Genomic DNA, 15,394 nt, shown 5'->3' on the forward strand with positions numbered 1-15,394 from the left:
ACAAGGGCGTCCCCTCCGGCGGCGGACCTTCGCGACCGGAGGGGAACGTGGCTGCTATCGGGTGACGGCGGCCGCGGAGGGCGGCGGGTCGTTGGCGGGGACCAGGCTCGCGTCATCGGTGACGAGCACCCGGTCGAGCTTGGCGCCGTCCTCGCGGTAGGCGACCGTCAGGGTGTGCGAGCCCGCGGACAGGTTCGCGGTCACCACGGCGTCGGAGGAGGCGTCGTCGGTGACCCGCGCCCAGTGCCACGACGAGCCGGGCGTGATGTCGTTCCAGTCGACCCACGAGCCGCCGTCGATCCGGACCCAGAACGAGTCGTCGGTGTCCGCCGGCGCGATGACCCTGCCCCACAGCCGGTAGGTGCCGGCGGTGGGGACGGTGAACGGGATCACCGAGGAGCCGTTGGAGGGGGCGGAGGAGTTGCTGTTGTTCCCCGCCGCCACCGTGATGTACCCGCCACCCCAGGCCGCCGAGTCGCTCCGCACCTGCATGGGCGCGGTGACCGTACCGCTCTCGGCCTCCACCGTGACGGTCGACGAGCCACCTGACGGGCAGTTCCGGGTCGAGCCGCTGGAGTTGGTACGCAGCGCTCCGCCGCTGGTGTTCCCGCCGGTGACGCAGTACCCGGTGACCGACTGGAACCCCAGGTCGAACGGGCTGTCGCCGCCCTTTTCCGCGGTGAAGTCGTTGAACCTCAGGTTGCTGCCGGAGTTGGCGATGACCGCCGGGCGACCGTCGTTCGAGGCGAACTCCACCGAGCTGTCGTTGAAGGTGATGTCGTTGGCGTTGTGGATGTACCAGCCGTACGCCGGGCGGGTGCCGATGCTCTTGGGGTTGTAGTCGGTGGAGTCGTTGCTCGGCACGCCGGTGCCCATGGTGCCGTTGCCGCCGGCGACGGTCAGGTGGACGTTGGTGAAGGTCACGTCACTGATCCGGTTGCCGCCGGACTCGCCCCAGAGAGTCGGGCTGAAGGACGGCGTCGTGCCGGTGCCGGTGACGTTCTCGTAGGTGATGCCGCTGATGTGCCCGACGCCCGGGCTGTTGCCGCACCGTCGCCGCGTCCCGATCTTCTCCATGATCGGCGACCTGACGTTGGACATCGTGATGTCGCGGTAGTGCACGTCGGAGATGTCGGAACCGTCCATGGACACCATGCCGAGGCCGGACTTCTGCGCACCGGTGATGCTGATGCGGGAGAACTGGTAGTCGGAGAAGTCTCCGCAGGTCTCCGAACCGAACATCAGCGCGTTGCAGCAGACCGCCGACAGGTGGGAGTCGGTGACGGTGACGTGCCCGTTGGAGAACTTCTGCCCGAGCGCCCAGTCGGACTTGAAGACCAGGGCGTCGTCGTTGCCGTTGATGTCCGCGTGGCTGATCGTGACGTTCCGGGTGTTGATGATGTTCCAGGCGTCACGATCGCCGGAGGTGTTGATCGTCAGGTGGTCGGAGGTGACGTGGTCGCAGCCGTTGATCAGCATCGCGAAGTGGCCGCCGCGCCGCAGCGTGATGCCGTCGACCGTCAGGCCGTCGCACCGGGTCAGCGAGATGATCTTGTCGGCCTCGCCCGAGGACGGGTTACCGGTGATCAGGTTGCCGCCGCCGTCGATCGTGCCGGAGCCCACGAAGCCGATGTTCGTCAGCCGGTCACCGTAGATCATGGCGTTGTGGAAGTGGCTGTGGCCGTAGTCCTGGTAGTCGTCGTTGGGGTTCGACTCGGGCGGGTCGTAGGTGTCGTTCGGCGAGCCGATGATGGTGGAGCCGGAGTCGAGCTGGAACGTCACGTTGCTCTTCATGTGGATCGTGCCGGCGGACCGGTAGGTCCCCGAGGGGAACCGTACGATGCCGCCACCCGCGCCGTTCGCGGCGGTGACCGCGCTGTTGATCGCGGCCGTGTCGTTCGCCGAGCCGTTCCCCTTGGCGCCGTAGTCGCGGACGTCGAACACCGCGGCGGCGACCGTGCGGGCCTTCAGCACGACGGGCGCGGCCGGCGCCGCCGGTGCGGCCGGTGCGGCCGTGCCGGTCCGCCTGGGGACGGCTGACGCCGTGCCCAGGAGCGCCAGTACGGCCAGCCAGGTGGTCGCGGCCCTCACAGCCCTTTTTCGCACGCTTTCTCGCACATGCCTCTCCGTTCACGCGGGTGGGCGCGGAGGGATGCGCCCACCTTGCCGTTCCCGAACGGACGCGTACCGCCAGCCCGTGATCGCCGGCCTCCGGAGGAGGCGCGATCTCCCGCTACGGTCGTCGGGCGTGCCGTGCCACACGGGGTTCCGAGTGATCTGCCTCACACCCCATGACGAGCTCAGGTTAAGATCAGAGATCGGATGAGTCAACGGGCAGATATGGAAATAGCCTGACTTTCCGTTTATGGCGTCGACAGCGACTGCACCTCATCGTTCAACGCACGGCAGCCCCGACTTCGCCGTACACCTGGCCATACTCGAGTCGTCGGCAGGAGAAGCCGTGCCGAACGGGGCCCGGACAACGGACGCAGAGGCCTGATTATCACCTCGACCGATACACACATCCGATGTATGTGGCTCGAGATATTCCAGCTCATCCCGAAAGAACGAGATCGAACGAACCCGAGTCCTGCCGGGTCACTCGACGTACGGCGGCGCCGATTTCACCGCACACCACCCCACCGACCCGGCGCCGAGGGGAGGGCCTCATGGCGGACGAGGCGCGGGTGGGCGCACGAGTGGCGGCGGGGGAGATCGGCGAAGGCGGGAGGGGGTTCGGAGGTGGCACCGCGAGGAGGTTTGGAGGTGGGGCCGGAGGGGGTCGGAGATGGCAGCCGGAGGGAGTTGGGGTGCGGCGGGAAGGGTTCGGCGGTGGCGCCAAGAGGGGGTTCAGAGGTGGCACCGCGAGGAGGTTTGAAGGTGGGGCCGGAGGGGGTTGGGAGGGGGCAGTCGGAGGGAGTTGGGGTGCGGGGGGAGGGGGGCTCTGGGGTGGGGGAGATTTGGTGATAAATGAGCGTCGACGGCTACTTAGCGTGACAAAGTTCAAGATTCACGCCTTTCTACCTCGACATATGCGCAAAGCAGCGTTTGAGAGCCGCTTCTCTCGGTAACCAGACCACCGCGGCCCTACGGAGGTGAGCCGATGCGGTTTCTCGGGATCAACGCCATATTCCACGACCCGGCAGCGGCCTTGGTGGTGGACGGTGAAGTCGTGGCGGCCGCGGAAGAGGAGCGGTTCAGCCGCCGCAAGCACGGCAAGCGCCCGGTGCCCTTCTCGGCCTGGGAGCTGCCCGAGCAGGCCGCCGCCTGGTGCCTGGAGCAGGCGGGCCTGCGTCCCGAGGACCTCGACGGCGTCGCCTACTCCTACGATCCCGAACTGGTCCGCCCCGAGCGTCCCCCGGCGCCGTACGCCCGGCGGCGCCTGCCGACGTCCGTCGAGCGTGCCGCGGCCCCCTCGTCGTACACCGCCGGAATCGGGGCGCCCACGACCGGGCTCGGCCCCGACGGCTGGGAGGAACTGCGGACCACCTACGCCCGCCGCGCCCCCGCCTTCCTCGCCACCGCGCTGCCCGGCCTGGACACGGCGCAGGTCAAGTTCGTGCCCCACCACATCGCGCACGCCGCCTCCGCCGCGCTCGCCGCCCCGTACCGGGACTCGGCCGTGCTGGTCTGCGACGGCCGCGGCGAGGCCGTGTCGCACCTGGCGGGCCACTACCGCGACGGCCGGCTGACCGTCCTCGCCACCCAGGACCTCCCCCACTCCCTCGGCCTGATGTACGAGGAGGTCACCGCGCATCTCGGCTTCCTCAGGTCGAGTGACGAGTACAAGGTCATGGCCCTGGCGGCGTACGGCCGGCCCCGGCACCTGGGCGAGCTGCGTGAGCTGATCTACACCACCGGCGACGGTGGCTTCCGCGTGGAGCAGATCGACTGGAGCGGGTACGCCAAGGCGCTGCGCCGGGACGAGGCCTGGACGGCCGACCACGCCGACCTCGCGGCGAGCGTCCAGGCCCGGCTGGAGGAGGTGCTGCTGGAGCTCGCCGACTGGCTGCGGGAGCGCACCGGGGAGCGGTGCCTGACGATGGCGGGCGGTGTCGCGCTCAACTGCGTCGCCAACACGCGACTGGCGGCCGAGGGGCCGTTCGACCGGGTCTGGGTGCAGCCGGCCGCGGGCGACGCGGGGACCGCCCTCGGCGGCGCGCTCCACCTGGCCCGTCTGCACGGTGAGCGGGTGGCGCCGATGCGGGGCGCGGTTCTCGGCCGGGGCTGGACCGACGACGAGCTGGCCGCCTGGCTGGTCTCGGCGGGGATCCCCCACCGCAGGCCCGCCGACCTGGCCGAGGCCGTGGCCGCCGAACTGGCCGCCGACAGGATCGTCGCCTGGTTCCAGGGACGCGCCGAGTACGGTCCCCGCGCCCTCGGGCACCGCTCGCTGCTCGCCCACCCGGGCCGGGCGACCAACACCGACAGGATCAACGCCGTGAAGGGACGCGAGCAGTTCCGCCCGGTCGCGCCGATGGTCCTCGCCGGGCACGCCCATCAGATCTTCGAACGCGGCCCGCTGCCGAGCCCGTACATGCTGTTCGTGCATGACGTGCGGCCCGAGTGGCGTGAGCGCATCCCCGCGGTCGTCCACGTCGACGGGACGGCCCGCGTGCAGACCATCGACCGGGAGTCAGAGCCGCTGCTCGCCCGGCTGCTGGAGGCGTTCCACGCCCGCACCGGGCTGCCCGTCCTGGTCAACACCAGCCTCAACACCGCCGGCCGTCCCATCGTGGACGATCCGCGCGACGCCCTGGAGTGCTTCGGCTCGGCCCCGGTCGACGTGCTCGCCATCGGCCCGTACCTCGTCACCCGGGGGGAGGTGTTCGCAGCGTGATCACCGTCGTCATCCCGACCATCGGCCGGCGCAGTCTGCACCGGCTGCTGGACGCGCTCGAACCGGACCTTCCGGTCATCGTGGTCGACGACCGGCCGCGGTTCTGCCCGGCGCTGAAGGTGCCCGAGCACGTGCGGGTGCTGCGCACGGGCGGGCGCGGGCCCGCCACCGCGCGGAACGCGGGCTGGCGGGCGGCCGCCACGCCCTGGATCGCCTTCCTGGACGACGACGTGGTCCCGCCGCCGGGCTGGAAGGACGCCCTTCTCGCCGACCTGCGCGACCTCGGCGAGGACGTGGCCGGCTCCCAGGGGCGCCTGGAGGTGCGCCTGCCCGCCGACCGGCGGCCCACGGACGCCGAGCGGAACACCGCCGCGCTGACGGAGGCGGGCTGGGCCACCGCCGACATGGCCTACCGGCGTTCGGCGCTGGAGGGCGTGGGCGGTTTCGACGAGCGCTTCCCCCGGGCGTACCGGGAGGACGCCGACCTCGCGCTGCGGCTGCTGAAGGCGGGCCACCGGCTGGTCAAGGGGCGGCGCGTCACCTGGCACCCGGTGCGCGACGACGGGTTCTGGACGAGCGTGCGGGCCCAGCGCGGCAACGCCGACGACGCGCTCATGCGCCGCCTGCACGGGGCGGGCTGGCGGGCGGCGGTCGGCGGGGTCCCCGGCAGGTTCGCGCGCCACGCCATGACGACCTTCATGGGCGTGGCCTCGATCGCCCTGCTGCTGGCGGCCGGGGCCCGGCGGGAGGCGGGCCGGAGACCCGGGCGCCTGGTCCAGTCCCGCGTCCGGAACACCACCGCCCTCGGAGCCGCTGCGGCCGGGCTGGCGTGGCTGGGTCTGACCGCCGAGTTCGCCTGGGCGAGGCTCGCCCCCGGGCCCCGCACCCCTGAGGAGATCGTGCGCATGGCCGTGACGAGCGTGGTCATCCCGCCCGTGGCGTGCGCGCACCGCCTCCGGGGAGAACTGCGGGCACGCCGGTGACGGGCCGGGGGACGGTGCTGGCGGCCCGCCTCGACAACGCCGGGGACGTCCTGATGGCCGGGCCCGCCATCCGCGCGATCGCCGCCGGGGCGCGGGAGGTCGTGCTGCTGACCGGCCCCAACGGCTGTGCCGCCGCGGAGCTGCTGCCCGGCGTCGACCGGGTGCTGGAGTGGCGGGCCCCGTGGATCGACCCCGAGCCGCGTCCGCTCACCCGCGCGCACGTGGAGGAGCTCGTCTCGCTGGTGGAGGCGACGGGACCGGAGGAGGCGGTGATCTTCACGTCGTTCCACCAGTCGTCGCTGCCGCTCGCCATGCTCCTGCGCCTGGCGGGCGTCCCGCGGATCGCGGCGATCAGCGAGGACTACCCCGGCTCGCTCGTCGACGTCCGGCACATCGTGGACGAGAACGTCGACGTGCCCGAGGCGCTGCGCATGCTGGAGCTGGCCCGCGCCGCCGGTTTCGAGCTGCCCGCCGACGACGACGGGGCGCTCGCCGTACGGCGGCCCCTGCGCTCGGTGGACCGGTTCACCGGCCCGCCCGGGTACGTGGTGGTGCACCCCGGCACCTCGGCGTCCGCGCGGTCGTGGCCGGCGGAGTCGCACGCCAAGACGGTGCGTGAGCTCGTGCTCTCCGGGATGCGGGTGGTGGTGACCGGCGGGCCGGACGAGCAGGCGCTGACCGCCCAGGTGGCGGGGGCGTACGGCTGCGACCTCGGCGGGGTGACGACCTTCCCCGAACTGGCGGCCGTGCTGGCGGGGGCGGCGGCGGTCGTGGTGGCCAACACCGGGCCCGCGCACCTCGCGGCGGCGGTCGGCACTCCCGTGGTCAGCCTGTTCGCCCCCGTCGTGCCGGCGGCGCGCTGGGCGCCGTACCGGGTGCCGGTCGTGCTGCTCGGCGACCAGCACGCCACCTGCCGGGGTACCAGGGCGCGCGTCTGCCCCGTCCCCGGCCATCCGTGCCTTTCCTCGGTCACCGGTGAGGAGGTCGTGGCGGCCGTCCTCGGCCTGGTGGCCGCGACGGCGCCCGGCGCCAGGGACGGCGTCAAGGAAGGAGCGCGATGAAGGTCGCCATGGTGTCCGAGCATGCGAACCCGCTGGCCGCGGTCGGCGGAGTGGACGCGGGCGGGCAGAACGTCCACGTCGCGGGCCTGGCCACGGCGCTCGGCGCGCTCGGGCACACCGTGACCGTCTACACGCGCCGCACCGGCCCCGAGCAGCCGCCCGCGCTGCCGTTGGCCCCCGGGGTGGTCGTCGAACACGTGCCCGCCGGGCCGGCCGAGCCGCTGCCCAAGGACGAGCTGCCGCCCCACATGCCGGCCTTCGCCGCCCATCTGGCCCGCCGCTGGCGGTCGGAGGCGCCGGACGTGGCGCACGCGCACTTCTGGATGAGCGGCACGGCGGCCCTCACGGCCGCCGCGGAGCTCGGCATCCCGGTCGTCCAGACGTTCCACGCGCTCGGCAGCGTCAAGCGGCGGTGGCAGGGGGCGGCCGACACCAGCCCGCCGAACCGGGTCGCCGTCGAGCGGGACATCGGCCGCCGCGCCGCGGCGATCATCGCGTCCTGCACCGACGAGGTGACCGAACTGTCGGACATGGGCGTGCCGGTGGGACGCGTCGTGGTCGTGCCCTGCGGCGTCGACCTGACGCTTTTCCGCCCGGACGGACCGGCGATGCCGCACGAGGACCGGAACGGGTACGCCCGGGTGCTGAGCATCGGCAGGATCGTCCCGCGCAAGGGCATCGACACCATCATCGAGGCGCTGCGCCACGTGCCCGGCGCCCAGTTGGTCATCGCGGGCGGCGAACCGGGCGACGGCGAACCGCTGCGGCTGCGCGCGAGCGCGTGCGGCGTCGGCGCCCGGGTGCGGCTGATCGGCAGCGTCGCCCGCGCCGACGTGCCCGCCCTCATGCGGTCGGCACAGGTCGTGGTCACGGTGCCCTGGTACGAGCCGTTCGGCATGGTGCCGCTCGAGGCGATGGCGTGCGGGGTCCCGGTGGTCGCCTCGGCCGTCGGCGGGCACCTGGACACCGTGGCCGGCTGCGGCGTCCTGGTGCCGCCGCGCCGCCCCCGTGTCCTCGCCAAGGTGCTCCGCGACCTGCTCGCCCACCCCGGCCTGCGCGCCTCGCTCGCCGCCGAGGGGGTGCGCCGGGCCCGGTCGCGGTACGGCTGGGCGCAGGTGGCGACCCAGACGGAGTCGGTGTACCGCAGCCTGATCGGCGGCCGCCTGGACAGGTACGCCGCGGCGGGAGGTTGACCATGCATCCTCATCTCTCGCGCCTGGCCGCGACGCTGTCCGCGATCGACGCCGACAGCCGCAAGATCCGCCTGTGGGGCCGCCGGCTGGCCAAGGTGCTGGCGGGAGGCGGACGACTGCTCGCCTGCGGCAACGGCGGCTCGGCGGCCGAGGCGCAGCACCTGACCGCCGAACTGGTGGGCCGGTTCCGCACCGACCGCCGCCCGTACGCGGCGATCGCGCTGCACGCCGACACCTCGGCCGCCACGGCGATCGCCAACGACTACGGCGCCGAGGAGGTGTACGCCCGGCAGGTACGGGCGCACGGCCGGCCCGGCGACGTCCTGCTCTGCCTGTCCACCAGCGGGGCCAGCAAGAACGTGCTGGAGGCCGCCGACGCCGGACGGGTGGTGGGGCTGGTCACCTGGGCGCTGACCGGCCCGGCGCCGAACCCGCTGGCCGACCTGTGCCAGGAGGCCATCGCCGTCCCCTCCGGCGACACCGCCACCGTCCAGGAAGTGCACCTCGCGCTCATCCACATGATCTGCGACGCGTTCGAGGAGTCGGCGGCATGACGGACGGCCCGCTCGTCGTCATCGGCGACTCGCTCCTCGACGTGGACATCGAGGGCGAGGCGGACCGGTTGTGCCCGGACGCGCCGGTGCCCGTGGTGTGCGGGCGCGCGGAACACCGCAGACCGGGAGGGGCGGGCCTTTCGGCCCTGCTCGCCGCCCGCGAGGGCGCGGAGGTCGTGCTGGTCACGGCCCTCGGCGAGGACCCCTCCGGTCAGCGGCTGCGCGCCCTGCTGTCCGGGTTCGCGGAGGTCGTGCGGCTGCCGCTGCGGGGGACCACCTCGCGCAAGACCCGGATCCGCGCGCGGGGCCAGACGCTGCTGCGGGTCGACACCGGCGACGGCCGGGCCTGGCGCGGCCGGGAGGGTGAACGCGTGGCCAGGGCGCTGCGCGGGGCGGGCGCGGTGCTGGTGTCCGACTACGGGCGCGGGACCGTGGGCGCCGTACGCGATCTGCTGGGTGACCTCGCCGTGCCGGTCGTGTGGGACCCGCACCCGTCGGGCGAGGCGCCCGTGCCCGGCTGCGCGCTGGTCACCCCCAGCGAGGCGGAGGCTGCGGCGCTGTGCGGGCAACGGTACGCGCGGCCGGAGGCGGGGGTCCGCCGGTTGATCGCCGACCTCGGGGCGGAGGCCGTCGCCGTCACGCTCGGGCCGGGCGGGGCCGTGCTGTGCCGCCGGGGCGGCCGGACGGTCCGGGTGCCGTCGCCCGCGCCCGTCGCGGCGGGAGACACCTGCGGGGCCGGGGACCGGTTCGCCTCGGCGGCGGCGCTGGCCCTGCGCGGCGGGGCCCCGGTCGAGGAGGCGGTGACCGCCGCCGTCGCCGAGGCGACGCGCTTCGTGGAGGCGGGCGGGGCGGCGGCCGTCCGCGTACCGGAGCCGGCGGTGGGCGAGCGTCCCCGTACGGCCGTGGAGCTGGCCGCGCTGGTGCGGGCGGGCGGCGGCAGGCTGATCGCCACGGGGGGCTGCTTCGACCTGCTCCACGCCGGTCACGTCAGCCTGCTGCGGCAGGCCAGGGCGATCGGCGACGCGTTGATCGTGTGCGTCAACTCCGACGAGTCGGTCCGCCGGCTGAAGGGCTCGGGCCGTCCTGTCGTCGCCGAACGCGACCGGGTCGAGATCCTGCGGGCGCTGGGCTGCGTCGACGCGGTCATGATCTTCGACGAGGACACGCCCTGCGCGGTCATCGAGCATCTTCGTCCCGACGTCTGGGTGAAGGGCGGCGACTACACCGGCCTGGAGCTGCCGGAGGCGGAGGCGGTGCGGCGTACCGGCGGCGAGATCGTCGTCCTGCCCACCGTGCCGGGCTACTCCACCACCGGGCTGATCGCCGCCGCGCAGGGGGTGATGTGAAGCCCCCTCCCCCTGATCACGGCCCCACACCGAAGCCCCCTTCAACCTAGGAGTGAACATCATGGTCGGGAACATCCTGGTCACCGGTGGGGCGTCGGGCCTGGGGAAGGCCACGGTCGCCGCGATCACCAAGGTCGGCGGCAGGCCACTGGTGATCGACGTCAACACGCCCGAGAACGGGGTCGACCACGTCGCCGCCGACATCGCCGACTACGAGGAGGCGGAGCGGGCCGTACACGAGCTCGCCGAACGGGCGGGCGGCCTCGACGGCGTCGTGACCGCGGCCGGGATCGACAGGTGCGGGCCGCTCGCCAACGTCCCCGTGCCCGACTGGGAGCGGGTGATCCAGGTCAACCTGCTCGGCACCGTGGCCGTGGTCCGCGCCGCGCTGCCGTACCTGATGCGCTCGCAGGGCCGCGTGGTGACCTGCGCCTCGACGCTCGGCCTGCGGGCGGTGAGCGACGCCACGGCGTACTGCGCGGCGAAGTTCGGCGTCGTGGGGTTCACCCGCGCGCTGGCGGCCGAGCTGGCCGGGCGGGTCGGGGTGACGCTGCTGGTGCCGGGCGGGATGCGGACGCGCTTCTTCGACGGGCGGGAGGAGAAGTACCGGCCGGGGCCGGACGCGCGGCTGAACCAGCCCGAGGACGTCGCCGCGGCGGTGATCTTCGCGCTGAGCCAGCCCAAGGGGTGCGAGGTGCGCGAACTGGTCGTGTGCCCTTCCACCGAACCGTCATGGCCGTGAGACCGGCGGCGCGCGGGCCGGTGGTGCTCGCGCTGCGCGCGCTCGGGCTGGGGGACCTGCTCACCGGGGTCCCCGCGCTGAGGGCGCTGCGCGCGGCCTTCCCCGGTCACCGGCTCGTGCTGGCCGCGCCCGCCGCCCTGGCCGGCCTGGTGCCGCTGATCGGGGCGGTGGACGAACTGCTGGAGGTGTCCGGCCCCGGACCGGTGCCGTTCGACCGGCCGGACGTCGCGGTCAACCTGCACGGACGCGGCCCGGAGAGCATCGCCGCGCTGTGCCGCACCCGCCCCGGGCGGCTGCTCACGCACGCCCATCCCGAGTTTCCCGCGATCAAGGGCCCGGGCTGGCGGCAGGAGGCGCACGAGGTGCGCCGGTGGTGCGACCTGCTGGAGTGGTACGGCATCCCGGCCCACCCCGGCGATCTTCTCCTCCACGGCGTTCGAACCGAGTCGCGCCGGGGCGGCCTCGGGGGACATGTCGTCATCCACCCTGGTGCGACCTCCGGGGCCCGCCGCTGGCCGCCGGACCGGTTCGCCCAGGTGGCGGCCGCGCTGCGCGAGGCCGGCCACCGGGTGCTGGTCACGGGGGACACCGACGAGCGTTCCCTGGCGTTCCGCGTGGCCGCCCTCGCGGACCTGCCCGTCGAGGACGTGCTCGCCGGCCGTACCGGCCTGCGCGACCTGGCGCGGGTGGTCGCGGGGGCACGGCTGGTGATCTGCGGGGACACGGGCGTCGCCCATCTCGCGACGGCCTTCGCGACGCCCTCGGTGGTGCTGTTCGGCCCGGTGTCCCCCGAGCAGTGGGGGCCGCCGCCCACCGGGCCCCATGTCGCCCTGTGGGCGGGCCGCCGGGATGACGCGCACGCGCCCCGGCCGGATCCCGGGCTGCTGGAGATCGGCGCCGAGGCGGTGCTCGACGCGGCCCTGGGCCTGCTCGCCGGTGCCGCCGAGGCGGGCGCCCGATGAGCGCGCGCCGGGTGGTGGTGACCGGAGGGGCGGGATTCCTCGGCTCCCACCTGTGCGAACGGCTGCTCGCCGAAGGCGCGTCGGTCGTCTGCATGGACAACTTCCTCACCGGCGGCCCCGGCAACGTCGAGCACCTGCTGGGACGTCCGAGGTTCCGGCTCGTGGAGTGCGACCTGACCGGGTTCGTCCACGTGCCGGGCGCGGTGGACCTGGTGCTGCACTTCGCCTCGGCCGCCTCGCCCGCCGACTACCTGCGCCATCCGATCGCCACGTTGAAGGTGGGCAGCCTCGGCACCCTGCACGCGCTGGGGCTGGCGCGGGAGAAGGGCGCGCGGTTCGTGCTGGCCTCGACGAGCGAGGTGTACGGGGACCCCCTGGAGCACCCCCAGCGCGAGACGTACTGGGGGAACGTCAACCCGGTGGGGCCGCGCAGCGTGTACGACGAGGCCAAGCGGTTCGCCGAGTCGCTGACGACCGCCTACCGGGCCTCACACGGCCTCGACACGGCCATCGTGCGGATCTTCAACACCTACGGCCCGCGCATGCGCCCGTACGACGGCCGGGCGGTCCCGACGTTCGTCCGCCAGGCCGTCACCGGTGAGCCGATAACCGTGACCGGGGACGGCAGCCAGACCCGATCCATCTGCTACGTCGACGACACCGTGGGCGGCGTGCTCAAACTGGCCGCGAGCGGCTTCGCGGGGCCGGTCAACATCGGGAACCCCGCCGAGATGTCGATGCTGCGGCTGGCCACGCTGATCCGCGACCTCACCGGGTCCTCCTCGCCGATCCGGTTCGTGGAACGGCCGGTGGACGACCCCGCCGTACGCCGCCCGGACACCTCGCTCGCCGCCCGCGCGCTCGGCTGGCGTCCCGAGGTGGACGTGGCCACCGGGCTGCGCCGTACCATCGCCTGGTTCGAGGGCGAGTTGCTGCGCAAGGACCGTCCGGCCTCGTGAGCGGCGGTCAGCGGTGCGGGATCTCGGGCGTTCCGCCGGTGAGGTAGAAGGTCGTCCCGTCGTTTCGGGCCGCGATGGCCGCGCGCAACCGCGTGACCAGGTACGACGGCATCCGGGTCTCCGCCTGCGCGACGTCGAGGAAGGCGAACTCGTCGAGTTCCTCCTCCTGCAGCACGATCGCCTCGCCGTCGCGCAGGGTGCCGCAGTCGAACAGGAAGTGGACCAGGGGCAGCGGGCGGTCGCGGAACGGCGGCACCCAGTGCACGCCGAGCAGCCTGCCGACCGGCAGCGTCAACCCGAGCTCCTCGGTCACCTCGCGGGCGCATGCCTGCTCGGGAAACTCCCCTTCGTCCACGTGGCCGCCGGGCCAGAGCCAGTGGTCGCGGTAGTTCGGCTTCACGAACAGCACCCGGCCCTCGGGGTCGGTGATGAACGCGCCTGCCCCCGCGAGGGTCTTGTTGATCCGGGCGTAGAACTCGTCCGGCGGGATCGGTGCCATGCAGGCGACGATAGTGCGATCTACCCGCGGTACCCCCTGTAACGGTTTGGAAACGGTCAAAGCGTAAAATCGCCGTCATGGCGGCGGAAAGAACACCTGGTCGTGTCTGGATCATCTGGGCGGCAGGGGTCTTCGCCTACGCGGTCGCGGTCTTCCACCGCCAGTCGCTCGGCGTCGCCGGCATCGAGGCCGGCGCCCGGCTCGGCATCGGGGCGACGGGGCTTTCCATGCTCGCCATGCTGCAGCTCCTCGTCTACGCCGCGATGCAGATCCCCGTCGGGATCCTCGTCGACCGGCTCGGCTCCAAGCGGATGCTGCTCATCGGCGCCGGCGTGATGGGCTGCGGGCAGCTCGTGTTCGCGCTGTCCGGCGGCCTCCTCGACGCCATCGGCGGCCGGGTACTGGTCGGGTGCGGCGACGCGATGACCTTCATCAGCGTCATCCGCCTGGTCAACATCTGGTTCCCCGCCCGGCGCAACCCGCTGATCGTGCAGCTCACGGGCCTGCTCGGCCAGCTCGGCGCGATCGCCTCGGCCGTCCCTCTCATCCAGGGTCTCCACCGCTACGGCTGGACGCCCACCTTCCTCACCGCCGCCGCCCTCGGCGGCCTGTCCCTCGTGCTCGTGGCGGCCGTGCTGCGGGAGTCCCGTCCGGTGTCCGGGACGACGGAACGGCCGCGGCTGCGCGAGGCCTGGGCGGAACCCGGGACGCGCCTCGGCATGTGGACGCACGCCGCCACCCAGTCGTCCTCGGCGGCGTTCCTCCTGTTGTGGGGGTATCCGTTCCTGGTCGAGGGGCAGGGGCTGGCGCCGGCGACGGCGGGGGTGCTGCTGACGACGCTGACGATGCTCGGCATCGTCTGCGGACCGGTGCTCGGGTACCTCGCGGGACGCTTCCCGTTCCACCGCTCGCGGATGGTGCTGATCGTGATCTGCTCGACGGCCGCGGCCTGGACGGCCGTGCTGCTGTGGCCGGGCAGGGCGCCACTCTGGCTGCTGTTCGTACTGGTCGCCGTGCTGGCCTGGAACGGGCCGGGGTCGATGATCGGCTTCGACTACGCGCGGACCCTCAACCCCGCCGCCCGCATCGGCATGGCCACCGGCATCGTGAACGGCGGCGGGTTCACCGCCACCATGTCGGTGATCGCCCTCATCGGGATCGCCCTCGACCTGCGCGGCGGCACCGATCTGGCCGCCTACCGCTGGGCGCTCGCCGTGCAGTACCCCCTCTGGATCCTCGGCGCGGTGCAGGTGCTGCGCTACCGGGGCAAGGCGCGCAGGCTAATCGCCCTGCTCGACCAGGATCTCGGTGAAGGGCTCGGGAAAGTGGGCGGTGCCGATCAGGCCGCCCTCGGCGCGCAGCCTGCGCAGTAGCGCCTGCCGGGTGGCCGCGGCCCGGTCGGGGTCCTCGTCGTGGGCGTAGCGGATCGCGGGGTTGGCGAGCTGGACGGGGTGGAGCACCAGGTCGCCGGTCAGCGTCAGCCGCCCGATCTCGACCACCTGGTGGCCGGGGGTGTGCCCGGGGGCCAGGATGGCGCGAACCCCGGGGATCACCTCGGCCTCGCCGTCGACGGCGTCGACCATGCCGGTGAGCGGGCGCAGGACGCGCTCCAGGATGGGATTCGGGCCGCCGCTCCCGACCCACTCGACCTCGGCGCGCTGGATGACGTGGCGGGCGTTCGGGAACGCCGGCACCCCGTCGACGACGGCGCCTCCGGCGTGGTCGCTGTGCAGGTGCGTGAGGACGACGGTGTCGACGTCACCGGGCGCGACGCCCACCCGGGCCAGCTCGCCCAGCAGCGTCCCGGGGACCGGCGCCCACGTCGAGGCGGGCGAGTCGGTCGCGCCGACCCCTGTGTCGACCAGGACGGTACGCCCCGTACGGCCGCGCAGCAGGTAGCAGCGGAAGTGGAGCACCCACTCGTCCGGCGAGAGCCCGGCCCAGTCGCCGGGCGACCCTCCGGTGAGGATCTCCGAGGGCGCCTGCTTGAGCTCCCCGCCCATCGGCCCCACCGCGTCGCGTAGCGGGATCACCTCGACCCCATCGACCGACCTGGCCGCGTACGACATCCGGTTCCCCTCACCCACGACATTCCCGCCCAGACTAGCCTGCCTGCCCCAACAGCGAGGGGCTTGTGGGTGGGGCGGGGAGTGCTGTTATAGTGAAAGTGGCTCCATAGGGCGATTGGTTGATCCATCGCGTGGTCTGAGCCTTCTTCTTTCGCCGCCTCGTCGTAGGCAGGCATTTCCGTTCGG

Annotated in this window: 13 protein-coding genes; 10 read left to right on the forward strand and 3 right to left on the reverse strand. The window is 73.3% G+C overall.

The features are described 5' to 3' along the window. Positions 1–54: 54 nt before the first annotated feature. Positions 55–2,091, reverse strand: coding sequence for a glycosyl hydrolase family 28 protein (locus KIK05_RS08730; RefSeq protein WP_214410067.1), 2,037 nt, complete (start codon positions 2,089–2,091; stop codon positions 55–57). A 1,012-nt stretch (positions 2,092–3,103) separates the two neighbouring features. Here KIK05_RS08730 and KIK05_RS08735 point away from each other — a divergent pair. The 9 genes from KIK05_RS08735 to KIK05_RS08775 all read left to right on the forward strand — a co-directional run bounded on the left by KIK05_RS08735 (position 3,104) and on the right by KIK05_RS08775 (position 12,640). Then, on the forward strand, positions 3,104–4,840 hold the full coding sequence (locus KIK05_RS08735) for a carbamoyltransferase family protein (RefSeq protein WP_214410068.1): 1,737 nt from the start codon (positions 3,104–3,106) through the stop codon (positions 4,838–4,840). Next, entirely contained in the window at positions 4,837–5,823 is a 987-nt protein-coding gene (locus KIK05_RS08740) for a glycosyltransferase family 2 protein (protein ID WP_214410069.1), read from the forward strand. Before KIK05_RS08735 ends, KIK05_RS08740 begins: the two co-directional genes overlap by 4 nt. 53 nt (positions 5,824–5,876) lie before the next feature. After that, entirely contained in the window at positions 5,877–6,884 is a 1,008-nt protein-coding gene (locus KIK05_RS08745) for a glycosyltransferase family 9 protein (RefSeq protein ID WP_214410141.1), read from the forward strand. Further along, a complete protein-coding gene (locus KIK05_RS08750; RefSeq protein ID WP_214410070.1) occupies positions 6,881–8,077 on the forward strand; it encodes a glycosyltransferase in 1,197 nt (398 codons plus the stop codon). Before KIK05_RS08745 ends, KIK05_RS08750 begins: the two co-directional genes overlap by 4 nt. A gap of 2 nt (positions 8,078–8,079) precedes the next feature. Continuing rightward, the gene (locus tag KIK05_RS08755; protein ID WP_214410071.1) at positions 8,080–8,631 is read left to right on the forward strand and encodes a D-sedoheptulose-7-phosphate isomerase; all 552 of its coding nucleotides are present in this window, start codon (positions 8,080–8,082) and stop codon (positions 8,629–8,631) included. Continuing rightward, positions 8,628–9,977: a D-glycero-beta-D-manno-heptose 1-phosphate adenylyltransferase gene (gene rfaE2 / locus KIK05_RS08760; protein ID WP_214410072.1), complete on the forward strand. Its 1,350-nt coding sequence runs from the start codon at positions 8,628–8,630 to the stop codon at positions 9,975–9,977. Before KIK05_RS08755 ends, rfaE2 begins: the two co-directional genes overlap by 4 nt. Positions 9,978–10,038: 61 nt before the next feature. Then, entirely contained in the window at positions 10,039–10,719 is a 681-nt protein-coding gene (locus tag KIK05_RS08765) for an SDR family oxidoreductase (RefSeq protein ID WP_214410073.1), read from the forward strand. Further along, a complete protein-coding gene (locus tag KIK05_RS08770) occupies positions 10,710–11,681 on the forward strand; it encodes a glycosyltransferase family 9 protein (protein WP_214410074.1) in 972 nt (323 codons plus the stop codon). The genes KIK05_RS08765 and KIK05_RS08770 overlap by 10 nt, the downstream gene beginning before the upstream one ends. Then, positions 11,678–12,640, forward strand: coding sequence for a UDP-glucuronic acid decarboxylase family protein (locus KIK05_RS08775; RefSeq protein ID WP_214410075.1), 963 nt, complete (start codon positions 11,678–11,680; stop codon positions 12,638–12,640). The genes KIK05_RS08770 and KIK05_RS08775 overlap by 4 nt, the downstream gene beginning before the upstream one ends. Positions 12,641–12,647: 7 nt before the next feature. Here the strand turns inward: KIK05_RS08775 and KIK05_RS08780 are convergent, their stop codons facing one another. Further along, positions 12,648–13,139, reverse strand: a complete 492-nt coding sequence (locus tag KIK05_RS08780; protein ID WP_214410076.1) for an NUDIX domain-containing protein — start codon at positions 13,137–13,139, stop codon at positions 12,648–12,650. A gap of 77 nt (positions 13,140–13,216) precedes the next feature. Between KIK05_RS08780 and KIK05_RS08785 the strand changes: the two genes are divergently transcribed. Further along, positions 13,217–14,512, forward strand: a complete 1,296-nt coding sequence (locus KIK05_RS08785) for an MFS transporter (RefSeq protein ID WP_250562429.1) — start codon at positions 13,217–13,219, stop codon at positions 14,510–14,512. Here the strand turns inward: KIK05_RS08785 and KIK05_RS08790 are convergent. After that, a complete protein-coding gene (locus KIK05_RS08790; protein ID WP_214410077.1) occupies positions 14,420–15,208 on the reverse strand; it encodes an MBL fold metallo-hydrolase in 789 nt (262 codons plus the stop codon). The two genes, KIK05_RS08785 and KIK05_RS08790, sit on opposite strands and share 93 nt — an antisense overlap. Positions 15,209–15,394 lie beyond the last annotated feature (186 nt).

Origin of the sequence: Sphaerisporangium fuscum, assembly GCF_018531465.1 — a bacterium.
GTDB lineage: Bacteria > Actinomycetota > Actinomycetes > Streptosporangiales > Streptosporangiaceae > Sphaerisporangium > Sphaerisporangium fuscum.

Coding starts and splice junctions, on each gene's coding strand:
- KIK05_RS08735 (WP_214410068.1), top strand. CDS start 3,104: ATGCGGTTTCTCGGGATCAACGCCATATTCCACGACCCGGCAGCGGCC.
- KIK05_RS08745 (WP_214410141.1), top strand. CDS start 5,877: ATGGCCGGGCCCGCCATCCGCGCGATCGCCGCCGGGGCGCGGGAGGTC.
- KIK05_RS08750 (WP_214410070.1), top strand. CDS start 6,881: ATGAAGGTCGCCATGGTGTCCGAGCATGCGAACCCGCTGGCCGCGGTC.
- KIK05_RS08755 (WP_214410071.1), top strand. CDS start 8,080: ATGCATCCTCATCTCTCGCGCCTGGCCGCGACGCTGTCCGCGATCGAC.
- rfaE2 (WP_214410072.1), top strand. CDS start 8,628: ATGACGGACGGCCCGCTCGTCGTCATCGGCGACTCGCTCCTCGACGTG.
- KIK05_RS08765 (WP_214410073.1), top strand. CDS start 10,039: ATGGTCGGGAACATCCTGGTCACCGGTGGGGCGTCGGGCCTGGGGAAG.
- KIK05_RS08770 (WP_214410074.1), top strand. CDS start 10,710: ATGGCCGTGAGACCGGCGGCGCGCGGGCCGGTGGTGCTCGCGCTGCGC.
- KIK05_RS08775 (WP_214410075.1), top strand. CDS start 11,678: ATGAGCGCGCGCCGGGTGGTGGTGACCGGAGGGGCGGGATTCCTCGGC.
- KIK05_RS08780 (WP_214410076.1), bottom strand. CDS start 13,139: ATGGCACCGATCCCGCCGGACGAGTTCTACGCCCGGATCAACAAGACC.
- KIK05_RS08785 (WP_250562429.1), top strand. CDS start 13,217: ATGGCGGCGGAAAGAACACCTGGTCGTGTCTGGATCATCTGGGCGGCA.
- KIK05_RS08790 (WP_214410077.1), bottom strand. CDS start 15,208: ATGTCGTACGCGGCCAGGTCGGTCGATGGGGTCGAGGTGATCCCGCTA.